Below are 16,371 nucleotides of genomic sequence, written 5' to 3'. Positions count from 1 at the left end.
GTTAAATGGTTTCGGGAAGAGGTCAAACCAATGAATTTTGAACGCAAGAACCCGATCACGGGTGAGGTGGCGTCGATCGCCCATGCCATGAAGGCCACTGACATTCCTACCCTTGCGGCGCGTGCTGCGGCGGCGCAGCCTGCCTGGGGCGCGATGGGTCCGAACGCGCGGCGCGCGGTGCTGCAGAAGGCGGCCGATGCGCTTGCAGCCAAGAAGGATGACTTCGTCGCCGCGATGATGGGCGAGATCGGCGCGACGGCCGGCTGGGCGATGTTCAACCTTGGCCTGGCCGTTTCCATGGTGCGCGAGGCAGCGAGTCTGACCACCCAGATTTCGGGTGAAGTGATACCCTCGGACAAGCCCGGCTGTCTGGCGATGGCGCTGCGTGAACCGGTGGGCGTGATCCTGGGCATTGCGCCGTGGAATGCGCCGATCATCCTTGGCGTGCGCGCGATTGCCACGCCTTTGGCCTGCGGCAATGCGGTGATTTTGAAGGCCAGCGAACAGTGCCCGCGCACCCATGCGCTGATTATCGAGGCATTTGCCGAGGCCGGTTTCCCCGAGGGCGTGGTCAATGTCGTCACCAATGCGCCTGCCGATGCTGCAGACGTGGTGGGCGCGCTGATCGATGCCCCGCAAGTCAAGCGCATCAATTTTACCGGCAGCACCGCCGTTGGCCGCATCATCGCCAAGCGCGCGGCCGAGCATCTCAAGCCCTGCCTGCTTGAACTGGGCGGCAAGGCGCCTTTGGTGATCTGCGCGGACGCGGACCTTGACGAGGCGGTCAAGGCGGCCGCTTTCGGGGCCTATATGAACCAGGGTCAGATCTGCATGAGCACCGAGCGGATTATCGTGGTGGACGCCGTGGCCGATGAATTTGCCGAGAAATTCGCCGCCAAGGTCAAGACCTTGACCGCGGACGATCCGCGTCTGGGCAACACGCCGCTGGGCGGGGTGGTCGATGCCAAAACGGTGGCGCATTGCCTCAGCCTTGTGGACGATGCTGTGGCCAAGGGCGCGGTGCTGCTGACGGGCGGGGAAACCACGCTCAATGTCGTGATGCCCGCGCATCTGGTCGACAAGGTCACGCCGGAGATGAAGCTGTTCCGCGATGAGAGCTTCGGCCCCGTCGTCGGCATCATCCGCGCGCGCGATGAGGCCCATGCGATCGAGCTGGCCAATGACACCGAATATGGCCTCTCGGCGGCCGTCTTCACGCGTGACATCGCCAAGGGCCTGCGCCTGGCCAAGCAGATCAAGAGCGGCATCTGCCACGTCAACGGCCCGACCGTCCATGACGAGGCCCAGATGCCCTTCGGCGGCGTCGGCGCCTCAGGCTACGGCCGCTTCGGCGGACGCCAGGGCATCGACAGTTTCACCGAGACACGGTGGATCACCGTCGAAACACAAAACGGGCATTTCCCGATTTGATGCGGGACGGCGCGAAACCGCGCAAGTGCTGACACCGGCTTGCCCAATGCCTCAAGCTGATGCCGCCTGAACTCATCGAAGGCCTCGACCATCATAGACGGATGGCCGGGGCCTTTTCTTTTCGATGTAGGCGGATTTTCTCCTCACACCATAGTCGCCGTGGCGTAACTCTCGCCGAAACATTGAAGTATGGTGACAAATCGAGAGGAGCACAGCGGCCCCTCTCGATGAATTTCAGATTGTCACCCCTTGACACGCAGCGTCAGATACCACTGACGCGGCGGGCTATAGGTTGCCGAAACAAAGCCGATCTGGCCAAGCCCCGACTGGTCGAAGCCACCTGTGACATAGCGCTTGTCGGTCATATTCTGCACGCCAAAGGTCAGTCCGACGCGGTCATCTTTAGCGGTGTAAGAAATCGAACCATTGAGCAATCCGACATTGCCCGACTGCAAATAGGGCGAGTTTTCAGCATCGGGGTGGCTGTTGCTCTTGTAGGTATAATCAAGGTTCGTCGAAATGGCTTTGCCATCGCCCAACTCGTGGTGCCACAGGCCGCCAAGGGTTGCCGACCATTTGGGCGTATTAACCAGCGCGCTCTGCACCGAATAGGTCACGCCCGGCGCCAGATAGGTGTAATGGGCATCCATATAACCAAGGCTGGCATTGATCGAGAATTCGCCGAATTGGCCTTGCGCCTCGGCTTCCGCGCCGCGGATCAGCGCCTTGCCGGCATTCTTGATAACCGGCGAAATCCCGACAAACTGGGTCACCTGAATATCGGTGTAATCGGTGTTGAAGGCCGCAATGTTCAGGCGCAGTTTGCGGCCCAAAAGAGTGCTTTTCAGGCCGATTTCATGCGTTTGGGCCTTTTCGGGCTTGAAGGTCAGTTGCGAGATGTCGTTAGGCGGGCTGATGACATCGGTCAGGCGCGCGGTCCATCCGCCCGACTTGAAGCCTTGCGAATAGGAGTAATATGTCATGATCGCCGGGGCCAGCTTGTATTCCAGGCCCGCCTTGATCGAGGCATTGGAGAAACTCTGGCGATTGACGCCCAGCGGGAAGATCCGCGTGGGATCGCTGGGATCGGGCAGCAAAGCCTTGGCCGCCACAGGAAGCGGCAGATTGGGGTCATAGCCGCGCGAACGCAGGAAGAAGGAATTGAGATCCTTCTGCTGTCCTTCAAACCGCTTGTTTTCCTTGGTGTAACGCACGCCAAAGGTGACCCCCAGACGATCGGTCACATCAAAATGCTCATGTGCGAAGGCGGCATAGGCATCATTGCGGAAATAATTGCGGCCATAGATCTGCACCAGACCTTCGCCCAGCACAGGCATATCGGTCAAATTGCCGGTTTCGTTGAAATAATAAAGACCCGCAACGCTCTTCAGGCGATTGTCAAATGCCGAGCTGATGAGCTGGATTTCCTGCGAAGTCTGCGCCTGATTCATCGTGAAGGACGCATCGCCTGCGCCAAAAGGCGTGCCTGCGTTTTCGCTGCCAAATGAGGAATGCAGTTCGCGGTAGGCCGAAATCGACTTGATCGCGGCATTGGGTGAAAGCGTCCAGTCAACCGTGGCCGAGCCGCCCCATGTCTTGAGCTTGTCGTAATTGCTGCCGCGGGCATAGGTAGTGTCAATGTTGCCCGTTACGAAGGCATCGCTGATGAACAGCCGATTGGTGGCCCCATAAAAGCTGGTGCCCACCGTGCCGCGCTTGCTGCACAAAAAGGCTGGCGCCGCACCGGCAACGCAACCGTTATAGGCTGAAAAGAGCGTACCGTCGCTGCCCCCGCCAAATGTCTTGATCAGTGTGATCGGGCGGGCGCCCTGATCGACATGCGTGTAATCGCCTTCCAGCAGCACATTCAGGTCCGGGTTAACGATCCACTTGAGCTTTCCGCGCAAATTGACCTGATTTTCATCCCCGCGCGTGGTCCCGCCACTCTGATTGCCGGCCGTGACATAGCTGCCCAGATCGTTGACCGTGCCGGCAGCGCCCGGAAAGGCAATCTGCCTTTGATAGCCGTCGCGCTTTTTGACCGAGAAGGATACCTGCGAAAGCAGTTTGTCCGCCACAAGCGGCAGGTCAACCGAGCCGCGCACATCGGTGCGGCTGAAGCTGCCCACGGTGGCATCAAAGCCATAGCGGAAGTTTTTGTCGGGCGCGCGCGTGGTGATATTCAGCGCGCCGCCGATCGTGTTGCGGCCAAACAGCGTGCCCTGCGGGCCTTTGAGCACTTCCATCTGCTGCAGGTCGAGCAGGTCAACCACCGCGCCCAGCGAACGCGCAAAATAGACGCCGTCGATATAGACACCCACGCCCGGCTCGAGGTTGAAGGAGAAGTCATTCTGGCCAATGCCGCGGATCGATGCAGCCAGAATCTGGGAGGAGCCAGCAAAAGCAGCGCTGGTCTTGATTTCGACGTTGGGTGTGAACGCCGCCACTTGGCTGATCTTGCCAAGGCCGCGCCGCTGCAGCGATTCTCCGCTGAAGGCGCTGATAGCGATGGGAACCTTTTGAATGTTTTCAGTGCGATGCTGCGCAGTTACAACGATCTCGCCGACCTCGGCTCCCTTCTTGGGCGCTTCTTCCTGCGCTTGCGCTTGCCCAGCCAAAGAGCAAAGACCACCGAGAATTGAACACATTAGCAGTGTGTGCTTCCTCATAAATCCCCCTGAATCATAGTGCAACCGTCCATGCGGCGGGGCGATCATGAGTGATAATGCGGTCCGGTAATTGCTCAGGGCGAGGCTATTTTTTGACTGCAAAGGAACAGGGATTCCGGCGCCTGCCCCCAATGCCTCTTTCGACGCAATGGCTCAGCCAACATGCGCAGCCTTCTTCACGGACTAAAAGCGAGAAAATCATAAAATCGTTCGTTATCTTGCATTTCAGCAATTGAGATTTTGATTTTGAATAGGATTTTTGTTAAATAAAATCAAATGTTTATATTAATATTAGGTGCGCCCTATCGGCAAAATCGAGATGATAAATCGGCCTTGATATAGTTTTGTTTCAAACTATATTGACGCAGAACGCCACAGGAAAACACTATGAGCCGCGAACCCGCGCAAAATGCGCCCGCTGTCACCGAGGTCGATGGTTTTGACGCCCATACCGCGATCCGAACCCAGCCGCGAAACGGCAAGCTCTGTCTCTATGAACCGAGCATTTGTCCGGCGCTCATTACCAAGGGCTCAGGGTCGCTCTGAGCGGCAGCCTACCCAGATTGTCTAGTCACGCCGCTTCACACAGGCACCTCGGGCATTGTCTGAAACGCGCATCAAACCTCGGGATTTTCTATGTACACCACGTCCAGCGCCTTTCTCGACGCCCTCATTGAACATGGGGTTTCCTATATCTTCGCCAATCTGGGCAGCGATCACCCTGCCCTTGTCGAGGCGATTGCCGAGGCGCGCGCTGCCGGACGCAAAATTCCAGACGTGGTGACCTGCCCCAATGAAATGGTAGGCATGAGCGCGGCGCATGGTTTCTGGCAGGCCAGTGGCGTAGCGCAGGCTGTGGTTGTACATGTGGAATGCGGTACGCAGGCTCTGGCAGGCGCCGTACACAATGCAGCCAAGGGGCGTGTGCCAATGCTGATCTTTGCCGGTGCATCTCCCTTTACGCAGCATGGTGAAATGAAAGGGAGCCGAAATGAATTCATCCAGTGGATTCAGGATGTTCACGATCAGCGCGGACTGGTCCGCGGCTATATGCGCTATGACAACGAACTGCGCACTGGCAAGAATGTGAAGGAACTGGTCCACCGCGCTCTCCAATTCGCCAATTCCGATCCCAAAGGGCCGACATACCTGATGGGCGCGCGTGAGGTGATGGAAGAGGAAGTCACGCCCACCCCCGATGATGCCGCGCGCTGGAAAGCGATCGAGCCGGCCGCGCTTGGGATGTCATCGCTCGACGCTATCGGATCAGCCCTGCTGTCGGCCAAGCGCCCACTGATCGTCACCTCATTTGTGGGCCGCAATCCGGCAGCGGTCACTCCATTGGTCCGCCTCACCGAAAAGCTTGGGATTGGCGTGCTGGAGTCGGTGCCCAACGCTATGAATTTCCCCCATGATCACCCGCTCTATCTGGGCAATCAGTGGAACCAGCCCCGGCAAAATCAGGATCTTGCCGAAGCCGATGTCATTTTGGTGATCGACAGCGATGTCCCCTGGATCCCCACCGTGTCCAAACCGGCCGACGATGCCCGCATTTTCCACATCGACGTGGACCCCTTGAAGGAACAGATGCCTTTGTGGCGCATTGACGCCGAGGCCGTCTGCCGCGCGGATGCGGCCACGGCGCTTGAGCAGTTGCTGCATTGGCTGGACGGCAAGATGGTGGATGCGGCGCAGGTGGCGGAGCGCCAGCAACATTACGCGGACCGTCACGCGGAACGCGATGCCGAGCTGGGCGCATTGGAGGCGATGCCAAGCGGCACAATCACGCCCGAATATTTCGTTTCCCGACTGCGCGCGGCGCAGGATGATGAAATGCTTTTCGTGAACGAGGCGATCTCGAATTACCACACCGTGTTCAACCATCTCAGCCTGAACACGCCCGGCCAGATCTTCACCAGCGGCGGTGGATCGCTGGGCTATAATGGCGGCGCGGCCATCGGCGTCAAGCTGGCCCGGCCCAATGCGACCGTTGTGGCGCTGACAGGTGATGGTTCCTTCATGTTCACAGTGCCGAGCTCGGTGCACTGGATGGCGCGGCGTTATGAGGCACCTTTCCTTCAGGTGATCTTCAACAACCGAGGATGGAAATCGCCCAAGCTTTCGACACTGGCGGTTCATCCGAACGGCTATGCGGCGCATGCCAATGGCCTTGACACCTCTTTTGACCCGGCCCCCGATTATGTCGGCATTGCAAAGGCCTCTGGCAATGCGTGGGGCCGCCAGATCGTTGACCCGGTGCAGGTGGATGAAGCCATTGCCGAAGCGCTCAGGGTGGTGCGTGAGGAAAAGCGTTGCGCCGTGCTTGACGTTTGGCTGGATCACCACTGAGATGGCCCTGCCCCGCCCCCTTCCGACGGTTGACGATTATCGTCATGAAGCCAAGCGCCGCCTGCCACGCATGGTCTATGATTATGTGGAAGGCGGCGCGGGATCCGAGCGAGGTCTTGACCGCAATCGTGACGCCTTCGCCAAATATTTGTTAAGCCCGCGTCGGCTCGTCAATGTGCAGCAACGCAGGCAAAGTGTTGCTCCGCTGGGTTCTTCCTGGGCAACCCCTTTTGCGGTTGCCCCGATGGGGCTGAATGGGGTCGTGCGGCCAGGCGGTGATCTGGCGCTGGCTAAGGCCGCGGCGCGGATGGGCATCCCCTTTTGCCTTTCGACCGCATCTACGAGCACGATTGAGGAAGTGGCAGCGGCCACCTCCGGCGAAATATGGTTCCAGCTCTATGTGGTGCAGCGCAAGCTCGCGGAGGATCTTGTCCGTCGGGCCGCGGCGGCCGGATGCACTACACTGGTGCTGACCGTCGATGTGGCGGTCAATGGTGAACGCATACGCGACAAACGCAGCGGTTTTGGCGTGCCCTTTCGCTATACGCCGCGCATTATGTGGGACGCGGCCACCCATCCAGTGTGGAGCCTGCGTCAGGTTCTCGCCGGATTGCCCGAACTGGCCCATTTCCGTGTCGCGGGCACGGGCGATGTCGAGGCGCAGGCAGCATTGATGGGCCGCCAGATGGACGCAAGTTTTGATTGGGAAGCACTGGCCGCGCTGCGAGACGCCTGGCAGGGCAAGCTTTTGGTCAAGGGCATTCTTGCTCCTGACGACGCCAGCCATTGCGAGAAACTGGGTGTGGACGGCCTCATCATTTCCAACCATGGCGCCCGTCAGATCGAGGATGTGATGGCCCCCGTCGATGCATTGCCCGCCATTCGGCGCGCTTGCCAACTGCCCTTGCTGCTCGATAGTGGCATTCGCCACGGCGCAGATGTCGTTAAGGCTATGGCGCTGGGAGCGGCTGGGGCGCTGATCGGTCGACCTTTGCTTTACGGCCTGGCGGCGCGTGGCGAACGCGGAGCTGACGAGATACTTGCCTTGCTGCGTCAGCAAATCGACAATACGTTGGCGCTGATCGGATGTCCCGACATCGGAATGCTGGATGAAACCTATATCGCGTAGAGGGGTTTAACCCTTGATCCGCTGATTGCGGAATTCACGCGGGCTCATACCAAAACGACTGCGAAAAGCACGGCTGAAATGGGCGGAATCCTTGAATCCGCATTCATAGGCGATGGTCGTGACCGATTTTTGCACGGTCACGACCTGACCCAACTGTCTTTGCGCCTCGATCAGGCGGCGGTCCCAAATCGTATCAGACAGACTGGACCCGCGCTCGGAAAACAACTTGCGCAGATAGCGGTCCGAAATACCCAGGCGGCGGGCGATATAGTCGCAATTGAGCTCTTCATTGCCCAGCTCATCCTCCACCAGACGGATCACACGTTGAACCAGCAAATGGCGAGGTTCGCTCATTCGGTCGACCGGATGCTCGCCCGCCGCCTCAGTCAAAGCTGCCGCAATCAGCGCAAGCATGGTGGTATTGAGCTGCCTGACCCCATGATCGCCTATCTCATCAAACTGAGACAGCGTTTCCTCAATCAGCATCGATGCAATGCGGCCCGTCCCACGCCGGCCCGAAACAGCCAAAGCCGTCAGATTGCTGATGTCGCTGACATGGCGGGCAAAGCGGCTGCGCTCGATCCGCACAACATTCATTTCAAAGGGCCGGTCAAGCACCATCTGATAGGGCGTGGTGGTGTCATAAATTGCAAAATCACCCGCCTGCAAACGCGCCTCGCGCCCGCCCTGAACCAAGGTCGAGCTGCCCGAAACGACCTGACTGAGCAGCACGAATTCCTCAGTCGCTTTGCTTGCCCGTTGCCGGTCGCGTGTAACCTGATGCGGGGTGGCGGCCACCTTGATCATGCGCAGATCGCGCATCGGAAGAGACAAGATCGTACCGTGAAACGGGGAATTGCTGGGTTTGGCGCAGTCCAGATCAACCACAGCATCGCACACCGCATCGCGCCAATGAGAGAAATCGGACGACTCGTTACGGAATGTATCTGATGCCAAGCCCATTTTTCACTCCCTGCTACGCACACGTATTTCACTTCAAAACCGCCAAAGTTCTGAAACAAATGCCATTCGCCTGCGAAGCTTATCATTTGGGTTGCCCCGACCACCTCATTTACCGGATGGTTTGATGCCCAACATAACCGCAAGGCGCCCGCAACGCAATCTTTCCGGCATTGCAATGGTGCAACACAAAGAACATTTCCCGAAATTTGCCCGATTGCATGTGCTTGAGCGCCGCATAGGTGTGATGCGCTCCTCATGCCTCATCGGCGCCTCTGCATAGGTAGTGGGTCAGGCCCTGTGCCGGAATAGACCAGATTTCGTTCCGCCCGCCAAAATCCCTCCGTCCAATTCCACGTTAGACCTGCTCGGAGAAAAGCCGCGCGCGGATCTCAAGCAAGACGCGGCGTACAAGTCTGTGTCCCTATTTCCGCCAACCGGGGGCGCGGAGCGGGAGTGATAATGGCTATCCGAATTGAGGGATTTTTATGAAGCAGACCTTTATAGTTACGCTGCTTGCAAGCAGCGCGCTGGCTTTCCCGGCGACGGCGGCCATGGCGCAGGAAACCACGGCTGCGCAGGGCGCTGCGACATCGACGCCTGGCGAAATCGTTGTGACGGGGACGCGCCTGGCCACCGATGGCATCAAGGCGCCAACGCCGGTTACCGCTGTTTCCACCGAACAACTCCTCAAGGCATCGCCGGGCAGCCTGGCCGACGCTCTGAACCAGCTTCCCCAGTTGTCGAACTCGTCCAGCTCGACCAGCTATTTTCAGACCAACGCCGATTCCCCCTCGAACGGCAATTATCTCAACCTGCGCGGCATCGGCACTTCGCGTGCGCTGATCCTGTTCGATGGCCAACGCGCCATCCAGACCAGCTCTTCGGGCGGCGTGGACGTGAACACCTTGCCGCAAATGCTGGTCAAGCGCGTTGAAATCGTGACCGCCGGTGCCTCGGCCACCTATGGTTCGGACGCGGTCAGCGGCGTGGTCAACTATGTCCTCGATCGCAAGTTCAAAGGGTTGAAGTACGAGGCCAACTCCGGCGTTTCGACCTATGGCGATGCGCCTAGCTGGAAGATCGGCGTTGCAGGCGGCACCGATTTTGCGGAAGGCAAGGGCCACATCATCGCCAGCGTCGAGCATTATCAGCAGGACGCGATCAACAACCGTTCGGCCCGCCGCTTTGGCGATGGCATCTACACGCTGGTGGGCGCGGGCACGGCGGCTGATCCGCTCAAGACCTATGCCAACGCGCGTTTCAACTTTTCTTCGTTCGGGGGTTTGATCCCGGCCTTGGGTCAGACCTTCAAGAATGGTCAGCTCAGCACTTTCAACCCCGGCACCCCCATTGGCAACACCGGCCAGTCGGTTGGCGGCGACGGCGCGCATTTTGACGGTTTGGGCCTGACCGGCAGCGTCAACACCACGCAGGCCTTCAGCCGCGTGTCCTACGACATTTCGCCTGATGTCGAAGGCTTTATTCAGGGCAGCTTTGCCCGCGCAGAAAATGGCAGCCAATATGGCTATGACTTCAATTTCGGCGGCCTGCTGATTTCGCCGACCAACGCCTTCCTCTCCCCCGTGGATCAGGCCAAGCTGGCCGGCGTCAATGGTGGCAATGCGGTGGCAATGTCGCGCTATAACCGCGATCTGGGCCTGCGCACCTCGAAAGCGGTCAACACCAACTACAACATCACTGCGGGCCTGTCCGGTTCGTTGGGCGGGTATAAGTGGAACGTGAGCTATGAGCACGGCCGCAACACCCTCTCGATGAACGCCAATGAAATTGACAACCGCAAACTTTATGCCGCGCTGGACGCTGTCAAAGACGGCAGCGGCAATACCGTTTGCCGGGTTGCGCTGACCAACCCCGGCCTCTATCCCGGATGCAGCCCGCTCAACCTCTTTGGCGAAGGCGCACCTTCGGCGGCCGCAGTGGCCTATGTGCGGGGCACCTCGACCTACAAAATCGTCAATCAGATGGACGACATCGTGGGCAGCATTTCCGGCTCGCCCTTCTCTTTGTGGGCGGGTCCGGTGTCCTTGGCGGTGGGCGGCGAATATCGCCACCAATCGCTTAACCAGTCCAGCAATTCCGACCCCGCTTTGCCGGTGGACTTTACCGGCATTCGCAACGTTCCGGGCGGGGCCACGGCCTATGACTGGACCAATGTCGGATCGGCGCGTGGCAGCTATAATGTGAAGGAGGTCTTTGGCGAAGCCGAGGTGCCGCTGATCAACGAAGGCCCGCTGGGCAAGTCGTTGACGCTGAACGGGGCTGTCCGCTTCACCGATTATTCGACCAGTGGCAGCGTGGTCACCTGGAAGGCCGGGCTTGTTTACGAGCCTTTCAGCGACCTGCGCATCCGTGCGACACAGTCGCGCGATATTCGGGCGCCCACGCTTTATAACCTCTTTGCCACCGCCTCGGTCAGCGCCAATGCTGTCACCACCGCGTCGGGCTCGGTCAACGTGACCCAGACCACCGTCGGCAACCGCAATCTCAAGCCGGAAAAGGGCGACACCACCAGCATCGGTATCGCCTATACGCCGCATCAGGTGCCGGGCCTGCGGATGTCGCTCGACTTCTATCACCTGCGCCTGAAGGATGCGATCTCGACCAACGACGCGCAGACCACCTATAACGACTGCGTGGCCAGCAACGGCACATCACCGGTATGCGCTCTCATCAGCTATGGTCCTGATGGCAAGACGCCCACCGCTGTGGCGCTCTCGCCCGTCAACAGCGCTTCGCTGATGACCGAGGGCTATGACTTTGAAGCCAGCTATCGTCACAAGCTGGGCGCGGGCAATATCACGTTCCGCGCGCTGACCAGCTACGTTCCGCACATCAAGCTGAAAACGAGCGCGCTGGCCGCCGAAGAAGAACTGGCGGGCACGGCCAACACGTCGGTAGACGGCAATGCGTCGGGCTATCCCAAGTGGCGCGGCAACTTCTCGATCAATTACAACCTGAACAAGTTCAACCTCTTCATTCAGGAACGTTGGATCGGCAGCTATCAGCGCTCGACGCGCCCGACCTACGTGATCGACAGTGCCTCGAACAAGATCCCTGATGTGTTCTATACCGATGTGACCATGAGCGTGGACGTTGCTGATGGGCGCTTCCAGCCGTTCCTCAATGTCTCGGATCTCTTCAACCGCCAGGCCCCGCTTTACGCGTCCTACTTTCCGGGCGTGCTCTATCCCGCCGCTCAGTCGGTGCATAGCGTGATGGGTCGCTATTTCACCGTGGGCATCCGCGGCAAGTTCTAAAAAACCCTGCCTCGGGCGGGCGGGATGGCTCTGTCGTTCTGCCCGCCGCTTTTTGAATACAGATTGAAAGGATCAGGGCATGAAAAGATGGATCCTGGGAGCGATCCCGGCGTTGGGATGCCTGATGTGGGCACTTCCGGTTGCGGCCAAGCCCGTTGCCGCTGCGGCTGCGGTCTGTGACAGGGGATGCCTGCTCGATAAAGTGCATGAAGTGCTGCTTGGGTTGGAAGCACATGACGCATCGAAGCTGGTCTTTACCCCCAACGCTCTGATCTATCGCAACGGCAGCAAGACGGATCTCAGGGGCGGGATATGGCAGGATGCGACCATCATCACCGGCCGCTCCACTTTTGTGAGTCCCAAGGACCATCAGGCTGTGTTCATGGGCGTAGTGCGTCGGCGCGATGCCGATCCTGCGCTCTATTTTCTGCGCCTGAAGCTTGAGGGGCGCAAGATCAGTGAAATGGAAGAACTGATCGCCGGCCCCAAGGATCTGCTCTACGATCCCTCGGGCGTTCACACGCCAAAGCCGATGTGGAGCGATGTGCTGCCCCAGAGCGAGCGGGTGCCTGCGCATGAATTGCGCCGCATCGCCGATCTCTATTTCCAGTCCATCGAAGAGCATAATCCCGCGATTGTGCCCTTTCATCCCGATTGCAACCGCACGGAAAACGGCACCCCCACGACCAACACCAACAAGCCCGGCGTCATCACCTCGGACAGTTGCGACATTGGTGTCACCAAATTCGGCTGGATCCCCCATGTGCGCGAACGCCGCTACCCGCTGACCGATGAAGCGCGCGGGATTGTGGTAGGCATCAGCCGCCTTGATGTTGAACCGGGCCTGCAAAGCAACAATGGCCCCAAATCCGACCACCCCTTCAGCTTCATCATTTACGAGATTTTCAAGATCGTCGACGGGCGCATTCTGGACATCGAATGCTTCATGATCACCCCGGACGGTCACCCGGCGGTCTGGCCTTTGAAGAAATAGCAGGACAGCGCGGCCCGAAAGACCGGGATCGCCACGTATCAATCGCAGATTTTTGGGTGGGAGCGAACATGATCAATAATTCCGTCAAGCTGGCCGTTGTTCAGGCTGCGCCTGTTTATCTCGATGCCAATGCCACGGTCGACAAGACCATCGCGCTGATCGAGGAGGCCGCGGCCAATGGCGCGGACCTGCTGGCTTTTCCCGAGGTGTGGATCTCTGGCTATCCATGGTGGGCCTGGCTGGGGGCACCGGCATGGGGCGCACGGTTCCTGCCGCGACTCTATGCCAGCGCCGTGGCCATCGACGGTCCAGAGCTTGAACGCGTGCGACAGGCCGCCTTGGCCAACAAGATCCACGTCGTCCTTGGGTTTAGCGAAAAGGCCGACGCCAGCCTCTATATTTCGCAGGTAGCCTATAGCGACGAAGGCGAGTTGCTCTTCCACCGCCGCAAGCTCAAGCCCACCCATGTCGAGCGTACCGTCTATGGCGAGGGCGATGGCTCCGACCTGACGGTAGTGGACACCAAACTGGGCCGCCTTGGCGCCTTGTGCTGCGCCGAACATGTCCAGCCCCTGTCGAAATTCGCTCTGTTTGCCCAGAACGAACAGATCCATGTCGCCTCCTGGCCGTCCTTCACGCTGTACAAGGAAATTGCCTATGGCCTGACCGCACAGGCCAATCTGGCCGTCAGCCAGGTGCATGCCATCGAGGGGGGGTGCTATGTCCTCCATTCCAGCGCGATCACCAGCAAGGAGATGATCGAACTCCTGTGCGACACCGAGGACAAGGTCCGGCTGCTGAATGCCGATGGCGCCGTGGCAGGTGGCGGCTGCAGCATGATCTTTGGCCCCGATGGCAAGCCGCTGGTCGAGCTTTTGCCCGAGGATGCCGAGGGCATTCTTTATGCCGATGCCCACATCGACGCGATTGTGGCGGCCAAATCGGTTTTCGATCCGGCGGGTCACTATTGCCGCGCCGATGCCACCCGGCTCTTGCTGAACACCGAGCCACGTCAGGCGGTGGTGAAAATGGGCAGCGCAGTGCCATCCGGCGGAGAGCCGGGCGGCGATCCTGCTGCGGCATGAAACCGGGCCACGAGCCGTTCAAGCTGCTTCCTTAGAAATCCCATTTGCTGATCTGCCATTTCCATTTCCGCCCATCGTTGCGACACGATGGCGCATTCAGGGGCGACGACTATGCCATCAATTTCAGCAGCGTCTGCAACGACGACAGGAAATTTCAGTTACGAACTGCGCGCCGTGGGGCTGCTGGCGGCGGGCTTTGGCCTCGTCGGTCTTGATCGCTGGCTGATCATGCCGCTCGCCCCGCAGATTATGCATGATTTGCGCCTTGATTATCAGGATCTGGGCAATCTGGGGGCGGCCATCGGCCTCTCATGGGGTGTCTTCGCCATCATCATGGGGCGACTGTCCGACCGGGTAGGTCGACGCAAGATCATCATCCCGGCCGTCATCGCCTTTTCGCTGTTGTCAGGTGTCAGCGGTCTGGCCACTGGATTTGCCGGACTGTTTATTGCACGTTTGCTGATGGGGGTCGCCGAGGGCGCCTATTGCCCGACCAGTTATGCGGCCGCGCTTGACGCGTCGCCTGCAAGCCGTCGCGGGATTAATCTGGGCATCATTCAGGGGGCTTTTGCACTGGGCGGCCTCGCACTTGGCCCGATCATCGCCACGCAACTGGCGGCCATCCTGCCGTCCTGGCGCGATGTCTTTATGCTTGTTTCGATTCCGGGCCTGATCCTTGCATTTATGCTTTGGCGTGCTCTGCGTGATCCGGTCAATCCCGGACTGGCGGCTCACCACGAGGGCGCTTCACCCAACTGGCTTGCGCTTTTTGCCTATCGCAACATCTGCGTCGCCATTCCCGCCATCTTTTGTTCGATGAGCGGCATCTTCGTTCTTGGTGTGATGGCCCCGGTCTATCTGACGGACGTGGTGAAACTGGACAGTGTGACCATGGGTTTCGTGATGTCGGGCTTTGGTCTGGGTGGCTTTTTGGGCCAGATTTTGCTGGGTATTCTGTCCGACCGAATTGGACGCAAGCCTTCACTCTTCATCGCTTTTATTGTGGGCGCGGCTGCTTTGGCGGCTCTTGTTCTATGGGTTCAAGCGCCGTCGGCGATCTTCGCCGCGCTGTTTATGGCTGCGTTTTGCTGCTGCGGGGCCAATGCTCTGCTGGCCGGGCCCATTTCAGGCGAATGTGTGCCGTCAACCATGGCATCCAGCGCTATGGGTTTGGTCATCGGTCTTGGAGAGATTTTCGGCGGAGGCGTTGCCCCCTCGATCGGCGGCGCCATCGCGATGGCAGGCGGACTGAAACTGACCCTGCTGACGGTTGATGTTGTGTTGGTGGCAGGAGCCGCAGTGACACTTTTTCTGAGAGAAACAGCGCCGCGAATTGTGGCCAGGCGATAGACTCGATCTGCAAGATACCGAAGCCATGCCTCTTTGGAACAAACCTCGAAGAGGCATGCGGTTTCCACCAGCCACCGCCAGTTGCATCGCTCATAACCCCATATATCAGTTGTAAATCTCTTGCGCTTCATTCCGAGATGCCCGAGAGCTGTTTTCAGATCAGGCACTCAGGAAATCTTCAGAAATGGCAAAGCGCCCCGCTAGCCGCGCCCGGCTCAAAAGCCCGCAGGCACATAACGAGCTTACAAAGAGTCTAGATGGAGTTCTCGCCTTTCAACTGCGCAGAGCGCAGGAAGCGTCGTTTGCAGCCTTCGCCCAAAAGGTGGGTGAATCAGACATCTGGCCTGGGTGGTATGCCTTGCTCACCATTGTCCATAACAATCCCGGTATTTCCCAAACAGAATTGAGCAAAGCCAGCGGTCGGGACAAATCCACACTTACAGCCTCGCTTCGCGAACTCAGTCGCAAAGGCCTGATTGTCAGAGATCGCGATCCGGAGGATCAGCGCCGCATCCGCCTTTCGCTCAGCCAGGAAGGGGAAAGCCATCTGCAAACATTGCGTGCCCATGCAGAAGCGCATGACGCCCAGTTTGAAGCCATTGTGGGCCAGGAAAACCGCGGGGCACTTCTCGCAATTCTGAAGGATATCGCGGACCAGTTTACAAGGTTTGCCGAACCGACCGCAACGCGAGACTGAAGCAAGGCAACATACGCGTTAGCGTTAATCCCCGACAGCCTGGTCTGTTGAGACATGGCATGCCAGCCGACTCCGGACGAAAATATAAAAGCAGCGGGCCTGTTGCCAAGCCCGCTGCATTGATGTGCAATTCAACCTGCGGTCGAATTACCAGCGCTTAGAAAGTCCGACCGTCACTGCACGCCCGATCGGGTTTGCCGTGCTGACCGTACCCGTCGCGTTGGCCTGATAGGGAGGCGCCTGATCGAACAGGTTGTCCACATTCACCGACAAGCGAACGCCGCCCAGTGCGCCGCCATCGGGGAAACTATACGATCCGCGCAGGTTCACGGTAAGCGCGCATTTCACAGCACGCGGATTACGCTAACAGGGCGGCGATCATAAATGGCGCAAGGGAGCGTGGCGCGGAACGAAGGTGCCGGTTCA

13 protein-coding genes are annotated in these 16,371 nt (G+C 59.1%); 10 read left to right on the top strand and 3 right to left on the bottom strand.

Going from position 1 to position 16,371, the window contains the following annotated elements:
• The first annotated feature begins 30 nt into the window (after positions 1 to 30).
• Complete coding sequence (locus FHW96_RS19050) at positions 31 to 1,431, top strand: aldehyde dehydrogenase (RefSeq protein ID WP_172342174.1); 1,401 nt, start codon at positions 31 to 33, stop codon at positions 1,429 to 1,431.
• Between the two features lie 242 nt (positions 1,432 to 1,673).
• Here the strand turns inward: FHW96_RS19050 and FHW96_RS19045 are convergent, their stop codons facing one another.
• Positions 1,674 to 3,911 carry a TonB-dependent receptor gene (locus FHW96_RS19045; protein WP_253951086.1) on the bottom strand — a complete coding sequence of 746 codons (2,238 nt, stop codon included), beginning with the start codon at positions 3,909 to 3,911 and terminating at the stop codon, positions 1,674 to 1,676.
• On the opposite strand from FHW96_RS19045, the gene FHW96_RS26280 reads away from it, so the two are divergent.
• From FHW96_RS26280 to FHW96_RS19030, 4 genes are all read left to right on the top strand, one after another.
• Positions 3,879 to 4,073, top strand: a complete 195-nt coding sequence (locus FHW96_RS26280; protein WP_253951091.1) for a hypothetical protein — start codon at positions 3,879 to 3,881, stop codon at positions 4,071 to 4,073. The genes FHW96_RS19045 and FHW96_RS26280 overlap by 33 nt on opposite strands.
• Positions 4,074 to 4,487: 414 nt before the next feature.
• Entirely contained in the window at positions 4,488 to 4,646 is a 159-nt protein-coding gene (locus FHW96_RS19040; protein WP_172342172.1) for a hypothetical protein, read from the top strand.
• Between the two features lie 90 nt (positions 4,647 to 4,736).
• Positions 4,737 to 6,449: a thiamine pyrophosphate-requiring protein gene (locus FHW96_RS19035; RefSeq protein ID WP_172342171.1), complete on the top strand. Its 1,713-nt coding sequence runs from the start codon at positions 4,737 to 4,739 to the stop codon at positions 6,447 to 6,449.
• Positions 6,367 to 7,578: an alpha-hydroxy-acid oxidizing protein gene (locus tag FHW96_RS19030; protein WP_371815760.1), complete on the top strand. Its 1,212-nt coding sequence runs from the start codon at positions 6,367 to 6,369 to the stop codon at positions 7,576 to 7,578. Before FHW96_RS19035 ends, FHW96_RS19030 begins: the two co-directional genes overlap by 83 nt.
• A gap of 6 nt (positions 7,579 to 7,584) precedes the next feature.
• On the opposite strand, the gene FHW96_RS19025 is transcribed toward FHW96_RS19030, so the two are convergent.
• Positions 7,585 to 8,541, bottom strand: a complete 957-nt coding sequence (locus FHW96_RS19025; protein WP_172342169.1) for a helix-turn-helix domain-containing protein — start codon at positions 8,539 to 8,541, stop codon at positions 7,585 to 7,587.
• A 485-nt stretch (positions 8,542 to 9,026) separates the two neighbouring features.
• Here FHW96_RS19025 and FHW96_RS19020 point away from each other — a divergent pair, with 485 nt between their 5' ends.
• From FHW96_RS19020 to FHW96_RS19000, 5 genes are all read left to right on the top strand, one after another.
• Entirely contained in the window at positions 9,027 to 11,819 is a 2,793-nt protein-coding gene (locus FHW96_RS19020; protein WP_172342168.1) for a TonB-dependent siderophore receptor, read from the top strand.
• 79 nt (positions 11,820 to 11,898) lie between these two features.
• Positions 11,899 to 12,813: a hypothetical protein gene (locus FHW96_RS19015; protein WP_172342167.1), complete on the top strand. Its 915-nt coding sequence runs from the start codon at positions 11,899 to 11,901 to the stop codon at positions 12,811 to 12,813.
• 68 nt (positions 12,814 to 12,881) lie between these two features.
• Positions 12,882 to 13,898 carry a carbon-nitrogen hydrolase family protein gene (locus tag FHW96_RS19010; protein WP_172342166.1) on the top strand — a complete coding sequence of 339 codons (1,017 nt, stop codon included), beginning with the start codon at positions 12,882 to 12,884 and terminating at the stop codon, positions 13,896 to 13,898.
• A gap of 87 nt (positions 13,899 to 13,985) precedes the next feature.
• Positions 13,986 to 15,248: an MFS transporter gene (locus tag FHW96_RS19005; RefSeq protein ID WP_253951077.1), complete on the top strand. Its 1,263-nt coding sequence runs from the start codon at positions 13,986 to 13,988 to the stop codon at positions 15,246 to 15,248.
• Positions 15,249 to 15,432: 184 nt separating this feature from the next.
• Positions 15,433 to 15,945: a MarR family winged helix-turn-helix transcriptional regulator gene (locus FHW96_RS19000; RefSeq protein WP_172342165.1), complete on the top strand. Its 513-nt coding sequence runs from the start codon at positions 15,433 to 15,435 to the stop codon at positions 15,943 to 15,945.
• A 147-nt stretch (positions 15,946 to 16,092) separates the two neighbouring features.
• On the opposite strand, the gene FHW96_RS18995 is transcribed toward FHW96_RS19000, so the two are convergent.
• Entirely contained in the window at positions 16,093 to 16,293 is a 201-nt protein-coding gene (locus tag FHW96_RS18995; protein ID WP_172342164.1) for a TonB-dependent receptor, read from the bottom strand.
• Positions 16,294 to 16,371 lie beyond the last annotated feature (78 nt).

Origin of the sequence: Novosphingobium sp. SG751A, assembly GCF_013149295.1 — a bacterium.
Classification (GTDB): Bacteria; Pseudomonadota; Alphaproteobacteria; order Sphingomonadales; family Sphingomonadaceae; genus Novosphingobium.
This window is presented reverse-complemented; position numbering and strand designations above follow the sequence as displayed.